Here is a 16963-nt window from a genome sequence, read left to right on the forward strand (position 1 = left end):
TAATATTGTTAAATGTACGAATAAGTTCATAAAAGAGATACTAACGTTCAGTGTGAAAATGGTTTACCGGAAATATAAAAATATATACAAAATTCTTGTGAGAGGATAGACATAAATTCCAAGTGTCTTTAAATGATTGGGGTATTAACTAAATTCTTTAAACTTTATTTTATGTTAAAAAACATTTTAAAATTAGAAGGCACTCAGGAACTGACCAAAACTGAAAAAATTAATATTTTAGGAGGGCAACCAATATGCCCGGGACCTGATGCACATTGTTATTCTGCAGATGCCCCTTGTCCAAATTTTTATAATCTTCCGATATGTGTTAAAAACCCACATGAGAATTAATATAGCAGTGAAGTTTAAAAAATGAGAGGGAGTAAAATCCCTCTTTTTTTTGGTTTGATAAATAGGTGTTTTGCTTGTTTTTAACCGCCAGGTGCGCAAAGGGTTTTCGCAAAGGGTGCTATTTTTTGCTCGCAGAGTCGCAAAGCCGCAAAAGTCTTTTTCACGCAGATTACGCAGATTAAGCCAATATTTTTGTTTTGTTACTTCGATAAAAACAATCTGAATAAATCTGCCAGATCTGCGTGGAAATTTAATTGCTAGGTGCGCAAAGGGTTTTCGCAAAGGGCACTATTTTTTGCTCGCAGAGTCGCAAAGCCGCAAAAGTCTTTTTCACGCAGATTAAGCCAATATTTTTGTTTTGTTACTTCGATAAAAAACAATCTGAATAAATCTGCCAGATCTGCGTGAACAAATTTCATTGTAAACATAGGAGTCGCAAAGCCGCGAAGTTTTTCCTCTTTTATTCATGCGAGAAGAAATCAGCAAAATCTGCCCGATCTGCGTGAAAACTTAACCGCAAAGTATACAAAGGTTTCGCTAGAGGCATAAAAGAAAATATCCGAGAGTTTTTGTGTTTAGTGAGTTCTTTATTAGTTGTTTGCCTATCGTTCGCAGATGCCCGTAATTTTTATACCGAAAGTCCGTAATTTTTAGTGGAGTGTTGCTTTTATTTTCGCTTAGGATCGCTTATGCGATCTGCATTCTGACTTGAATTGCAAGATTACGAAAGTAGATAACTGGTACAAGATCATCTGTTACAGAGTATTTTTTCTGTAACAGATAAAAGAGAGTGTACTGCTTAACTCCTTGTATAACAAATTAATGGTATAAAAGAATTACACTAAAATGGATCACATCAACCACAAAATTGCTAAAGACTATTGGAATAAAAAAATCAATCGACTTGCTTCTTCTAAAGGAAATTTTCCGGACAATTCTTCAACAGATTTTATTACAGTTACAGCCTCTGAGCTTTCTTATTTCTATAAATTAACCGCTGAAAATACTATTGTAGAATTTACCGTATTGATAGCACTTTATAATATGATGCTTCAGCGATATTTTGACGAATGTAATTTTGTGTCTTCCAATATGTTCCTGAGTACCGAAAATGCAGTATCGTTTTATGCCTTTCAAGGTATAGCTCAAAAAACGGTAAAAGAGTTTATACAGGAAGTCAAAGGAGAAGTTCAGGAGGTTTATAAGTATACCGACTATTACGAAGAACATCTTATTACACCAACATCAAGTGTAAATGATATTACTTTTCAGTTTAATTATGGAGCATCAAAAGAGGGAAAGCTACTAAATCATGGAATGTCTTTTCAAATTGAAAAGCAGGAAAATAAAGATTTTATCATTTCATTAAATTACTCGGATGCATTTGTAGAAAGTACTGTTGCTTTGCATTTTTTAGCGAATTTTAAAAATTTACTGGAAACATTAGAAGAGAATATTTCTGTAACAATTGCTCAGTTGCCTTTGGTTTTTAAGGAAGAAAGAGAGTTACTCTTACACAGCTTTAATGCGACAAGTAGTGCCTATGATAAAGCTATAACACTAGCTGAAATTGTAGAAAACCAAGCGCAAAAAGCACCCCAAAATAGTGCAGTTATTTGTAAAGACACTGTACTTACTTATGAGTCACTTAATGAACAGGCGAATCAGGTTTCAGATTACCTGATTAAAGAGTATGCGATTTCAGAAGGTGATTTTGTTGGGGTTAAAATGGAGAGAAGCGAAAAACTTCTTATCTCCATATTAGCGGTTTTAAAGGCGGGGGCTACTTATGTGCCCATAGATGTTAATTATCCGGAGGAAAGAATCGCTTTTATTGAGAAAGACAGCAATTGCAAGCTTGTTATTGATGCTTCCCTTTATAGTGATTTTGAGGAGAAACAACTTAAGTATTCCAAAGAAAATCGATCTGTAGAGAGAAAGACAGCTGAGGTTGCCTACATAATTTATACCTCGGGAACTACCGGGAATCCAAAAGGGGTGATGATAACGCATCAAAATGCTGTTGCTTTAATTCATTGGGCTCAAAAGGAATTTGATACAGAAAGTTTTGATGTAGTATATGCCGCTACCTCACATTGTTTTGACCTCTCAGTATTTGAAATGTTTTACACACTTTCTGTCGGGAAAAAGATAAAAATTCTAAATAATGCTTTAGAGATTGGTGCCGAATTGGCCAAGGATCAGAAGATTTTATTAAACACTGTACCTTCCAGTATCCGAAAGGTGTTGGAGGAGGGGTATAGTCTCGAAAATGTAAGTGTGATTAATCTTGCCGGAGAGCCTTTTCCGGTTGATATCGCAAATAAGCTGTTGCAGACCAATGCCGAAATAAGAAACTTATACGGCCCTTCAGAAGACACGACTTATAGTACTTGTTATAAATTATCTTCAGAAAATGCATACACAGGTATTCCTATTGGTAAGCCTATTACCAATACACAGGCTTATATTCTCGATGACGCATTACAATTAGTACCGGCCGGTATTGTCGGGAAATTATATCTTTCGGGGGATGGTGTGGCAAAAGGATATCTCAATCAGCCCGAACTGACTTCGGCAAAATTTATAGACAATCCTTTTGATGAAGGAGGCAAGATGTATGATACCGGTGACTTAGCAAAATGGAGATCTGATGGGAATCTTATTTTCCTCGGAAGAAAAGACCATCAAATAAAACTTAGAGGTTATCGTATCGAACTCGGAGAAATTGAGAATGCGATTTCTTCGTTTTCAGAAAACATATTGCAAGCCGTTGTGGCTGTTAAAAAGAATAAAGGAGAAGATGTTTTAGTCGGATATTATGTAGAAGATAACACTATAGATAAAACGGTTTTAAGAGGACATCTGGAAAAACTAATCCCTGCTTATATGATTCCTGCTTATTTTATAAAGTTGGAGTCGATTCCGTTAACGCCTAACGGTAAAGTAGACAAACAGGCGCTCTCAGAAATCACGGAGACAGCAGTTGTTAAAAGAGAGTATGTCGCAGCGGTTGATGTGCTTGAAAAAACGCTGGTTGAGATTTGGGAACAAGCTTTGGGAGTTTCGCCTATTGGTATGAACGATCATTTTTTTGAAATGGGAGGGCATAGTTTAATGATTTCACAAATTATTAATGCGATCTATAAGAAACTTGAAAAGAGCGTACCGTATAAAATGTTTTATACCAATCCGACCATCGGAGACTTAAAAAAAGTGCTGAAAAATAAGGAGTATCTGCCAATTCCTCGGGCTGCCTCTTCAGCATCTTATCCATTAACACACTCACAAAACCGATTGTGGTTGCTAAGTCAACTCGATGGCGGGAATGACGCTTATGAAATTTCAGGAGCGGTGGTGTTGAAAGGAGCTGTTGATCAAGCTAAATTTATTGAGGCATTTAGCGAGGTTGCAGCACATCACGAAATTTTAAGGACTTCTTTTAAGAAGGATGAAAATGGTGTAGTGAACCAATATATTCTGCCAAAGGAAAAGTTTCATTTTGCGGTAGACACCAAAGATTTTTCTAATGAGGAGTCACCTTACGATGAGGTAAAGTGTTATATTGAGGAAAAAAATAAAGGATCGTATGACCTGACCGAAACACCTTTGTTCAGAGCTTCGTTATTGAAGACTGCTTCTGACAATTTTGTGTTTTATTTATCCATGCATCATCTTATAAGTGACGGATGGTCACTGGAAGTACTAACGGCACAAGTTTTAGCTTGTTATACTGCTTTGCATACCGAAGAGACAATGCAATGGTCTCCGGAAGCTGTTCAATTTAAAGATTATGCCGTATGGTTGCTCGGAGAACAGCAAAAGGAAAGTTACCAGACGGCCCGACAATATTGGCTTAAGCAATTTGAAGAAACAGTTCCCGTACTTCAATTGCCTGTTTATGCCAGCCGTCCGGCAGTAAAAACATATGGAGGAAAACAGTTGTATCATATTTTATCTGCAGAATTGCTTACAGAGCTAAAAAATCTTTCCAAAAGCTACCAGGTAACGCTGTTTACGGTATTAATGGCCGGAATAAAAACGCTACTGTCCAGATACAGCAATCAGGATGACATTGTCATCGGAACGCCTATAGCCGGACGTGAACATCCCGATTTAGAAGATCAGATTGGTTTGTTTACCAATACACTGGCGATTCGAAATTCAGTAAATCAGAAAGAAGCATTTTCAACTTTACTTCAAAGAGAAGGAAAACTGCTTTTAGAAGCTTATGAGCATCAGAATTTTCCATTTGATGTATTGGTGGAAGAACTTAAAATGGCAAGAGACACCACAAGATCCCCTTTGTTTGATGTGATGGTTGTGCTGCAAAATCAGCAGCAATTGTCGAACTTTAAGAACGCTGTTTCTTCTGCCGTAACGATTGAAGAATTTGAAATCAACAGGACAATAGCCCCTTTTGATATTGTATTTACTTTCACTGAAAAAGAGGCGCTTAGTTTAGAAATTCTCTATAATACGGATCTTTATACCGAAAATTTTATTGAAGGACTGAGTCAGCATTTGGAGAATTTGTTTGTTCAGGTGGTAAAAAGTCCCGAAATGGTATTGGGAGAAATAGACTTGGTTTCCGAAAGGGAGAAAGAAACTTTGCTACAGGTTTTTAACGATACTGATGTGGCTTTTGATACCGAGAAAACCATAATAGATTTGTTTGTAGAGCAGGTAGAAAAGACACCAAATCATATTGCTGTCCGATCAGATAATCAGACTTTAACTTATGCCGAATTAGATGAGTTATCGAATAAATTAGCCCATTACCTGATTCAGAATTATCAGATTGTTCCGCAGGATTTGATAGCAGTTACATTAGAAAGAAATGAGCATTTGTTAGTTTCCTTATTAGCGATTCTAAAAACGGGTGCCGCCTATGTACCTATAGATCTGAACTATCCTGCTAACAGAATTAAAGATATTTTAGAAGATGTTGCCGGTAAAGTGGTAGTAGATAATACTTTTTTGGATGGTTTTTACAAACAAAAACAATTGTCTGCGGTCCTACCGAATATAAAAACCCAAAGCACAGACCTGGCTTATGTGATCTACACTTCCGGATCTACCGGAAAACCAAAAGGCGTTATGATTGCACATCAGGGTCTCGTCAATTTATGTTTCTGGCATAAAAGCGTGTATAACGTCACAGAAACCAGCAAAGGGACTTTGTTTTCAGGAGTTGCCTTTGATGCATCAGTCTGGGAAATTTATCCGTATCTGATTTCGGGAGCGACGCTTTACCCGATTCAAAACGAAGAAATACGTTTGCAAACAAAATTATTAACCTCTTTTCTAAAAGAAAATGAGATTACTCATGCGTATCTGCCTTCTAAAATCTGTCAGGATATCATGTCAGATAGCCGTTTAACGTTATCGACTACGATACTTACAGGAGGGGAAAGTTTAAATTATGACTTGAATACTTCTTTACAAGTATATAATAACTATGGACCAACAGAAAACACAGTGGTAACCACTTATTATGATTGTAAAGAGGCCTTAAAAGAAAAGGTATCTATCGGAAAACCTATAGCTAATACAAAGGTTTATATACTGTCTGATCATTTAAAATTACAACCAATTGGTATTATTGGAGAATTGTGTATTTCAGGAATTGGACTTTCTAAAGGGTATTTACATCAACCGGAACTCACAGCTGAGAAATTTATTCAGAATCCTTTTGCGGCAGCAGAAAAATTATACAAAACCGGAGATTTAGCCCGATGGTTGCCTGACGGAAATCTTGAATTCGTAGAGAGAAAAGACAATCAGGTAAAAATACGAGGCAACAGGGTTGAATTGGCAGAAATAGAACATGTGATCAGAAGCTATGAGCCTACAATCTCAAATGTTATTGTATTGGTCAAAGAAATAAACAAAGAACAGGCCATCATAGCCTATTATACTGCGGCGGTAGCTATAGACAGAAAATCGCTTAGAGCCTATTTGAAAGAACAGTTGGCGGATTATATGGTGCCCTCTTATTATATTGCATTGGAAACATTTCCATTAAATGCAAACGGTAAAATTGACAGGACAAAACTGCCAGCCATCACCGAGGCTGATGTGCTGAAAAAAGAATATGTAGCACCGGCTAACGAGACCGAAAGAAAAATTGCAATCATCTGGCAAGAACTTTTAGGACATCAGACCATAGGGAGTACCGACGATTTCTTTGAACTCGGAGGACATAGTTTACTCCTGACAAAATTGCTAAGCGAATATCAAAAAACGTTTAAGATATCGGTTCCGCTTAAAACGCTCTATGCCAATACGAGCCTGAAGAGCCATGCAGCGCTTTTAAATAATTCGGTTGAAGAAGTAAAGGAGATTGCTGTCTTGCCTTCTCAGGAATACTATGATTTATCACCTTCGCAAATGCGATATTGGTTGCTGTATAAGATCAAAGGAAAATCGAGAGAATTCAATATATACAGTACGCTGGAGCTACCGGACAATTTTGATTTAGTTGCTTTTAAAGCAGCGTTTGCTCTTCTTTTAGAACGCCATGAGATTTTACGAAGTGTGTTTGTGGAAGATGCCGGGATTCCGAAACAAAAAATCCTGTCGCATTTGGCAGTAGAGATTCCGTGTTTTGAATTGGAATTGCATGCTAAAAACGAGGTATTCGAACAGGAGTTTGATCTGGAAGCCGACACCTTGTTTAAAGTGGCTATTTTAAAAGAAGGTTCAAGACATCGTTTGTATTTTAATATCCATCACAGTATAAGTGACGGCTGGTCTATGGGAATTATTTCCAGAGATTTAATGGAGATTTATGAGGCTACAATAGCCGGGAAGACTGTAGAACTTCCGGAATTGTCCATTCAATATAAAGAATATGCGCAATGGCAAAATGAGCTGTTGCAATCGCCGGATGTCAATGTTGCTGAAGCGTATTGGAAAGAACAATTTTCCGGACCATTATCATATCTACAACTACCAACGGATTATACGGCCAAAGTAAAAACAAATCAAGGAACCTCTTCTTCTTATACCGTTTACATTTCTGAAGAACAGAAGAAAAAGATCGAAGAATTATCGGGAGAAAAAAAGACCAGTGTTTTTGCGATTTTTGTGGCTACGTTAAAAGTATTGTTGTTTAGACTTACTTCCGAAGAAGATATTACACTGGGGATTCCGGTGGCCAACCGAAATCATTATCAATTAAAAGACTTAGTAGGTTGTTTTATAAACACGCTCATGTTGCGTGATAGAGTAAGCGAGGAGGAATCTTTTCATACATGGTTACAGCGTGTCAATGAAACTTTAATAAATGCTCTGGCGCATCAGAACTATCCTTTTGAACAGTTATTAGAACTGATTGATGCCCCGCAGAACGACAATGGTTTTCCGCTGAGTCCCGTGTTTTTAAACATGGTTGATTTTGATGCAGAAGTGCTGGAAAGGATAACAGATTTCAGTCCGAATCACGAAGTGGTGAAAGCGACACCAAAGTTTGATATAGAATGTTATGTAAAAAGTTTTGCAAACGGATATAGCATCAATTGTGTATACGATCATGAGCTCTTTAAAAAAGAAACCATTGCCTATTGGATAAACGCTTATTTATCGATCATTGATCAGGTCGTGGAAGATGACACAAAAGCATTGCACACCATTAAAATATTTGAAAACTATATTTTTGAGGAAGACGATTTAAAACCAACTAACGATTTTGAGTATTTTGAGGCGAGCGAAATTGAACAAAGTATAACACAACGATTTGAAAAACAAGTGTTACGATTTCCGGATCATTCTGCCGTATATGCCAATGAAACGGTACTCACTTACAAAATGCTGAACAATTGTGCCAATCATTTGGCACTGGAAATCAATAAAAAAGCCAATCTACAGACGCGACGAGTTGCCTTGCTTTTAAATCACAATGAAACCTGTGTAATCGGAATGTTGGGAGTTCTTAAAGCGGGATATGCTTATGTGCCTATAGATGCCAACAGTCCGTTGAGCAGAATTCAGTACCTTATTGAAGATTCGGGTTGTACGCTTCTGGTTTGTAATGCGACTACCTTAGAAAAAGCCCGACAATTAGAGCAGGAAGTACCACAATTAGCTGTTATAAAGATATCTGAAAATTATAGTCTTCCCAAAATCTCAAATCCAGAGAATAGTACAAATGCTTCAGCAGAGGCTTATGTTTTGTATACTTCCGGTTCAACAGGTTTGCCAAAAGGTGTTTTGCAGAATCAAAGAAATGTACTTCATTTTATAAGAATCTATACTAATAATGTTCACATTGCCATAAAAGACAACTTAAGTGTTTTTTCTACTTATACATTTGATGCTTCCGTAAAAGATATTTACGGTGCTATTTTAAATGGTGCTACGGTTAGCATTTACGATATCGTCGAAAATGGACTGGATCCACTTTCAGATTGGTTATTTACTCAGAATATCACCATTATACATATGGTACCGACAATCTATAGGAATTTCTTAAAAGGACTGGGAGAAGACAAAGTCTTACCGACAGTACGATTGATTGATTTAGGAGGAGAGTCGTGTCATAAACCCGATTTGGATTTATTTAAAAAACACTTCCTTGAAGGAGCCTTTTTAGTAAACGATTACGGGCCAACCGAATCTACTATTGTGGCCCAGAAATTCTTAAAGCACAGCTCACAATTAACGAGAAATAATGTGCCATTAGGGAAAGTAGTAGCAGAAACGGGTATTTTCTTATTGGGTGAAAACAATCAGCTAAGAGGGGTTTATCAAACCGGAGAAATTGTTTTCAAAAGCGACTATCTTTCGTTGGGATATCTAAACCGACAGGAATTAACAGAGCAGGTTTTTAGAACAGATCCGGTTACAGGAGAAGGAAGAGTGTATAAATCCGGCGATATCGGAAAGCTGCTTCCTACGGGTGAAATTGAATTTTTGCAACGTAAAGATTCTCAGGTCAAAATCAACGGATTTCGAATTGAACTATCTGAAATAGAATATCAATTAGAACAAATTGAATGGATAAAAGAAGCCGTAGTTTTACTTAAAGAATTAAACGGAAATAACCATATTACGGCATATATAAAAGTAACTGAAGTTATAGAAGTAGCTAAAATAAAAGCGCTTTTAGGGCAAATATTACCTAAATATATGATTCCGACAATCTATATAACCCTCGAAGAATTTCCATTAACAAGAACCGGAAAAATAGAGCGAAAATCATTGCCGGACCCTAAGGTATCTGATTTGAAGACCGTGCCTTATGTAGCTCCCAAAAATGATATAGAACATACATTGGTCACTATTTGGGCTGAGGTTCTGAAACTCGATTCGGAGATCGTAGGTACAGAAGATAATTTCTTTGAATTGGGCGGAAACAGTTTACAGGCAGTTGTTCTGATCAATAAAATAAATAAAACGTACAACACGGTCTTTTCGATAGCAAATCTTTATGAAACTCTGAATATTCGGGATTTATCGGCCTTACTGAATTTCTCTATACTACAGAACAATGAAGATGATTCTGTTTTTCAGGAGTTGGATCAGGACGAAATTATTTTGTAAGCTGAACTCGATTGTTTCTAAGATTTTTTTTGCCACTAATTGCACGAATTTGCACGAATTGTTTTGTTTTTATTCTGCCACAGATTAAAAGGATTAAAGTGATTTTTTAAGTTTTTAAAACCTAATTCGTGGAAATTCGTGCAATTAGTGGCTATTTCTTTTTTGCTGCGATTTTGATTGTTTACTACTCAACGAATAATTGAATTTTGGTTTGTAAGTTTTTTCTAGAATAAAATTCAGTTTTTTTCTTAATTCTTAAAAGAATTGATTTTTTTTGGGCGCAATTTGCATGTTTATTTGATTGATTGTTAGTGATTTATAGGCTACAGTGAAAAGACCGTAAATTACACATCAAAAGTCCGTAATTTTTATAGATAGCTTACTGATATTTTTGGGTAGAGTATTTTATGAGTAAATATTTGAAAGGATTTTTTGAAATCAACTTGTTGTAAATGAAGTTGATAAGTTTTTTTTTGAAGTTTGAAATTTTGCATAATGGCAAGTTTACAAGGGTTGATATTTTGATATAAGTTAACGTTTGTAGGAAGTAAAAAGCTTGCAAAGTTTAAAAAGGCATCAGTTATTTTTTAACAATAGTTAAAAAATAAAGTAAATGAAAAAGAAGAAAATAATCTGGAAAATAGAATACAATACAAGGCTAGATTTAAACTGCTTTTTTTATGAAAAATGAAATTATTAATAAGCTTCTTTCTTTAGGAGTTCAGTTGAAAATAATTGACGGAAATCTTAAGGTGAATGCTCCAAAGGGAGTATTGACAAAAGAGTTGCTGGAAGAGATCAAAGAACACAAAGCATACTTAATAAGTTTGATCTCTTCAAATACTTCAATTTCTAAAGCGAAGGTACTAGAAAGTTACCCTTTGACCCCGACACAATACTTTATGTGGTTTACACATGAATACCTGGGAGGAAACCGGGCTTATAATATTACTTCAACACTGAAGTTGTGCGGAAAACTTGATGCGGCACTTCTGGAAAAAGCATTTCAGAAGGTTATTGCTCGACATGAATCGCTCAGAACCATTTTTAGAAAAAATCAAGAAGAAGAAATACAACAATACATCCTGGCTAAGGAAGAAGCCAATTTTAAGCTTCAGATCGTAGCTTCGGAGGACTCGTCTGTAGAGCAGTTTCATAATCAGATAAAACAAGAATATCAAAAAGCTTTTGATCTGGAGAAAGATCTTTTGCTGAGCGCTACTTTATTCAAAAGAAATGAGGAAGAGCACATACTTTTATTTGTATTACATCATATTATAGGCGATGGCTGGTCTTTACAAATTCTGACCAGAGAAGTAATGCTGGTTTATACGAGTTTAGCCAACAAAGAAGAAATTAAGTTAGCCGAACTGTCTATACAATACAAAGACTATAGCGAATGGCTCAACGAAAAGTTGACAAGCCCTGAATATTCCAACAAATTAGACTATTGGAAACAACAGTTTGAAACCAAATCTCCGGTACTGAATCTTGTTCCCGGAAAACGTCCGGTTATGAAAACCTATAACGGGAATATTCGTCAGCACGAATTTTCAAAACCGTTTTTAGCAACATTAAATGCATTTGGTAAAGAGCAGCAAATGACCTTGTTTATGCTCTTGGTTGGAGGTCTTAATGGATTGTTTTCCAGATACACAACTCAGACCGACATTACGCTTGGTACTACAGTTGCAGGAAGAGAGCATTCTGATTTTGAGAATCAGATTGGTTTATACTCTAATGCTTTGCCAATTCGGACGCAATTTAATAAAGAAGACAGCTTTTTGGAGTTGATGCAGAAACAAAAGCAGACACTTATTAAGGCCTATGAAAATAAAGAATACCCTTTTACCGCACTTGTAAATCAATTAGCTCTCCCGAAAGACCAAAGCAGATCGCCCTTGTTTGATATAATGGTGTTATTGCAAAACCATCAGGGATTGGAACTAAACGATCAAAAAGGAATAGATGGGATTACCGCTACCGAATACAGCGAAATAGAAAGAGGGGTTAGCCAACTGGATATTAGTTTTGTATTTGTAGAAAGTGAAAAAGGATTAACCCTAAACGTAGAGTACAATACAGATATCTATACGGAAGATTTTATAGGTAATTTGTTAGATCATTTCGAAGCATTTTTAACTGCAGGTTTGAGAAAACCGGAGCAGGCCATCCATGCGATTGAAATTGTATCTCCGGTGGAAAAAAATAAAATTCTTAACGAATTCAATCCGATTGTAACGCCTTATGATGCTTCTTTGACGGTTGTAAATCTTATACAAGCAGAGGCTAAGGAAAACCCAAATCAAGCTGCATTTGTACATCAGGGAGAGAAAATCAGTTATGCACATTTAGAAGAATACAGTACTAAACTGGCCAATTGTCTCGCACAACAATTCAATATTAAAAAAGGTGACTTTGTTGGAATTGAGCTGGAAAGAAATCCGTGGATGATTATTGCAATCATAGGCGTATTAAAAGCAGGAGCGGTCTACGTACCCATAGATCCTGCTTATCCCGAAGCAAGAAAGAATTATATACAACAAGACAGCGAATGCAAACTTGTTATCAATACAGAGATCGTAAACGAGTTTAAAAGTAATTTAGATAAGTATGCCGAGGAATCTTTTGTGACAATATCTCCAAAAGATCTGGCCTATGTGATTTACACTTCGGGATCGACCGGAAATCCGAAAGGAGTTCAAATTACACATGAATCTTTTGTGGATTATGTGTTAACGTTTAAAAATCATTTTCAATTAACGGCTCAGGATAGCGTGGTGCAACAAGCCAGCATTTCTTTTGACACCTCTATAGAAGAAATATTTCCGATTCTTATTAGCGGAGGAACCTTGTTTTTTCACGATGATAAAGGTGATTTTGAAGCCTTGTTCAGACTTTGTGAACAACATCATATAACCGTTTTGAGTACGAATCCGTATGCCTTGCAATACCTGAACGATGTATACGATCAGTACAATCTTAGTCTTAGAACACTGATTAGCGGTGGTGATACTTTACAAGCAGACCATATTAGTAATTTATGGGACAAGTTTGCTGTATTTAATACTTATGGTCCGACAGAAAGTACTGTTTGCGCAACCTATTACCAAATAACAAAAAAAGAAACTGTTATTCCGATTGGGAAACCGATTGTAAACAGACAAGTCTATATTTTGGAGTCTGATACCACTCAATTAACTCCGGTTGGAATTATTGGTGAGCTCTGCATTTCCGGAAAAGGAGTAGCAGCCGGTTATTTGAATCAGCCTGAATTAACCAAGGAAAAATTTGTAACCAATCCTTTTAAGACTGATGCGGTGATGTATCGCACAGGAGATCTTGGCTATTGGATGTCGGATGGGAACATAGGTTTTATAGGCCGAAAAGATCATCAGATAAAAATTAGAGGGTATCGTGTAGAATTGGGTGAGATTGAACATGCTTTGCAAGAAGATCAAACCGTAACAACAGCAGTAGTACTGGCCAAAGAGCGTGCAGGAGAACTAGTTCTCGTGGCCTATGTGGTGGGTGTAAATATAAATATTGAAGTTTTAAAAAAATCTTTAAGATCAAGTTTGCCGGAATATATGATTCCGGGATTTTATGTTGAATTGGAGTCAATTCCTTTAACATCTAATGGGAAAATAGACAAAAAAGCGTTATTGGCTATTGAAGATCTTGGGGCAAAAAATATCGAGTACGTTGCCCCAACGAGCGATCTCGAATCTCAAATGGTTTTGTTGTGGGAAGAGATTTTAGGAATATCCAAAATCGGAATTACCACCAGCTTTTTTGACCTGGGAGGACACAGTTTGAAAGTGATAAGACTCATAAACAAATTAGAAAAACTAGGTTACAAATTAAAAGTCAAAGATGTTTTTGAGTCCCCAACGATATTGGGAATTATAGAAAAATTACAACAGTCTTCGAGCGCACAAATTATCAAAGTACCAGAGCAGGAATTTTATCCGGTGACTTCTTCACAAAGACGTTTATGGACTTTAAGTCAGTTTGAGGGAGGAAACGCGGCGTATAATATTGCGAATGTGTTGGAATTGAAAGGTAAATTAGATCTGTCCTTGTTTCAACAATCTGTAGATAAACTTATTGAGCGACATGAAAGTCTTCGTACCGTTTTTAAAGCAAATGAATCCGGAGTATTGAGCCAATACGTTTTGGGTACACAATCGGTTAACTGTCCGATTGTAGTACATCACGGATTAAACGAGGAAGAGATAGCAGAAACCGTAAACCGTCATGTAAACCATGCTTTTAATTTGGGTGTAGCACCACTGTTAAAAGTAGAAATTATAAGCCTTAACGAGGCACATCATTTACTGTTGTTCAATCTTCACCATATTGTTGGAGACGGTTGGTCTATGGAAATTTTATCCAGAGAAATAGTAGCAGAATACAACAATTTAAAGCAGGCTTCAGGAATCAAATTAGCGGAGCTGCCAATTCAGTATAAAGATTACGCACATTGGTATAACAGCGCGGCAAATCAGGAAAAAGTAGCAACATCAGGAAACTATTGGCGTGAGCAATTTGCCGGTGATCTTCCGGTATTGGAACTGTCGACAATGGCAACGCGACCAAAAGTAAAAACGTACAATGGTGCTAATGTTTCACATACTTTTTCTATAGATTTTATCTCTAAAGTAAGAAGTTTTTGCCAACAAAACGAAGCTACTTTGTTTATGGCTTTAATGGCAGGATTAAACGGATTGTTTTACAGATACAGCGGACAAACGGATATCGTACTCGGAACTCCCGTTGCCGGAAGAGCGTATCCTGATTTAGAGGATCAGATCGGACTTTATCTGAATACATTGGCGATTCGAACTCGTTTTGAAGTTGCTGATACTTATGCAAGTCTGGTAAAAAAACAAAAAAACGTACTGCTGGACGGTTATGATAATCAGTCGTACCCATTTGATGTTCTGGTAGAAGAATTGCAATTAAAGCGTGACCTTTCAAGATCGGCATTATTTGATGTGATGGTTGTTTTACACAATCAGCAAGATCTATTTTCTGAGGAAGAGACTTTCGCAGAAATAGAAATAGCGCCTTATAAAAAAATACAAAAGACTACAAGTCAGTTTGATTTGAGTTTCTCTTTTGCAGAAGGAAAAGAGAGTTTGAGTCTGACATTGAACTATAATACCGACATCTATACCGAAGATTTTGTACAAAAACTGATACAGTATTTAGAAAGGTTTATTGCTGAAGGTATAGAGAAACCGGCTCATAACATTGCTAAAATCGACTTTGTTCCTGCGGAAGAAAAACAACGTTTGTTGTACACGTATAATGCAATTGATACAGATTATCCGAAAAACAGAACAATAGTAGATTTAGTAACCTCTCAAACCCGTAAAACACCGGATGCCATTGCTCTTGTTTGTGAAGATAAAACGATTACATACAAAGAGTTGGCTGAAAAATCAAATCAGCTCGCACAATATCTGTTGCATCACAGTTCGGTAAGTCCGGGAGATTTTGTAGGTATAAAAGTAAAAAGAGACGAATGGTTGGTGATAGCCATATTAGCGGTATTAAAAGCCGGGGCGACCTACGTTCCTATAGATTTAAATTATCCCGAAGAACGAATCGCTTATATAGAACAGGATAGTTGTTGTAAAGTTGTCATAACGGAAAAATTGTTGCAGGATTTTAAGCAGGCAGTTATACCGGTGGCAGACTTAGCTGAAATTAAAATAACTTCTGATTCATTAGCATACCTAATCTATACTTCGGGTTCTACCGGAAAGCCAAAAGGAGTTATGTTAACTCATGATAACGCTGTGGCCTTTTTAGATTGGAGCATGGAAGAATTTGCAACTGCTGATTTTGAGATTCTGTATGCCGCAACCTCACACTGTTTTGATTTATCGGTATTTGAAATGTTTTATCCTTTGAGTACCGGAAAAAAAATCAGAATCATAACAAATGGATTATCCATTGCCGATTATGTAGACCAAGACGAAAAAATACTAATAAACACAGTTCCGTCTGTCGTTGATAATTTACTGGAAAGAGAGATTTCTTTAAAAAATGTTTCGGTACTAAACATGGCGGGAGAACCTATTCCGATTGCCTTGAGCAATGCCCTGATTAAATATCCGATTGAGATAAGAAATTTATACGGTCCGTCTGAAGATACAACCTATAGTACTTGTTACAGGATCGACAAAAGACACGAGCATTCGCTTCCGATTGGAAGGCCAATTTCTAATACCCGTTTTTACATCGTATCGGAAGAATTGGCATTGCAGGGAGAAGGCTTAATAGGCGAGATCTGTATTTCCGGAAGAGGATTAGCCGTAGGTTATATGAATCAACCCGAATTGACTACAGAGAAATTTATACCCAATCCGTTTGATTCCGGAACCCTAATGTACCGAACAGGAGATTTGGGCTATTGGATGCCGGACAAAAACCTGGGTTTTGCCGGTCGAAAAGATGATCAGATAAAAATACGCGGATACCGTATAGAACTTGGCGAAATAGAGCATGCTTTACAAGAAGAAGAAAACATAAGCAATGCAGTAGTCCTCACTAAGGAACATGACGGAGAAAAGCAAATAGTTTCTTATTTAAAAGGCGAAAATATTGATATCCAGCAAATACGCAGCAAGCTGTCAAAAAAAATACCGGGTTATATGCTGCCAACCTGTTATCTGTTGTTAGACGAAATACCCTTAACAGCTAATGGAAAAGTAGATAAAACGGAACTTTTAAAACTGGAAGTCTTTAAAATTAAAACTTCAGATTATGTAGCGCCAAGTTCAGAAACAGAAGCGAGAATAGTCGAAATATGGCAGGAAATTCTTGGTTTGGAAAAAATAGGCGTAACAGATGATTTCTTCGATTTGGGCGGACACAGTTTAAAAGCTACAGAACTATTATCGGTTCTGCAGAAACAATTTGATGTATCGATCAATATTCAGGAATTATTTATGCGTCCTACCATTCAGAATTTGGCCGTAAATATTGAAAATGTAAAATGGCTCGAAGAAATGAATAACGAGCAGTCTGTAAAAAAAATACTAATATAAAA

At 36.6% G+C, this 16963-nt stretch carries 2 protein-coding genes and 3 pseudogenes; all 5 read left to right on the forward strand.

Going from position 1 to position 16963, the window contains the following annotated elements:
• Positions 1-171 precede the first annotated feature (171 nt).
• The 5 genes and pseudogenes from G3A47_RS14995 to G3A47_RS15005 all read left to right on the forward strand — a co-directional run bounded on the left by G3A47_RS14995 (position 172) and on the right by G3A47_RS15005 (position 16961).
• The gene (locus G3A47_RS14995; RefSeq protein WP_166923718.1) at positions 172-351 is read left to right on the forward strand and encodes a hypothetical protein; all 180 of its coding nucleotides are present in this window, start codon (positions 172-174) and stop codon (positions 349-351) included.
• 1317 nt (positions 352-1668) lie between these two features.
• Positions 1669-4956: pseudogene (locus G3A47_RS24745) on the forward strand (amino acid adenylation domain-containing protein); the annotation flags it as partial.
• Between the two features lie 114 nt (positions 4957-5070).
• Positions 5071-6351, forward strand: a pseudogene (locus G3A47_RS24750) (amino acid adenylation domain-containing protein); the annotation flags it as partial.
• A gap of 138 nt (positions 6352-6489) precedes the next feature.
• Positions 6490-9897: pseudogene (locus G3A47_RS24755) on the forward strand (non-ribosomal peptide synthetase); the annotation flags it as partial.
• A gap of 680 nt (positions 9898-10577) precedes the next feature.
• Complete coding sequence (locus G3A47_RS15005; RefSeq protein WP_166923722.1) at positions 10578-16961, forward strand: non-ribosomal peptide synthetase; 6384 nt, start codon at positions 10578-10580, stop codon at positions 16959-16961.
• Positions 16962-16963: the final 2 nt, after the last annotated feature.

Origin of the sequence: Flavobacterium poyangense, assembly GCF_011751075.1 — a bacterium.
GTDB lineage: Bacteria > Bacteroidota > Bacteroidia > Flavobacteriales > Flavobacteriaceae > Flavobacterium > Flavobacterium poyangense.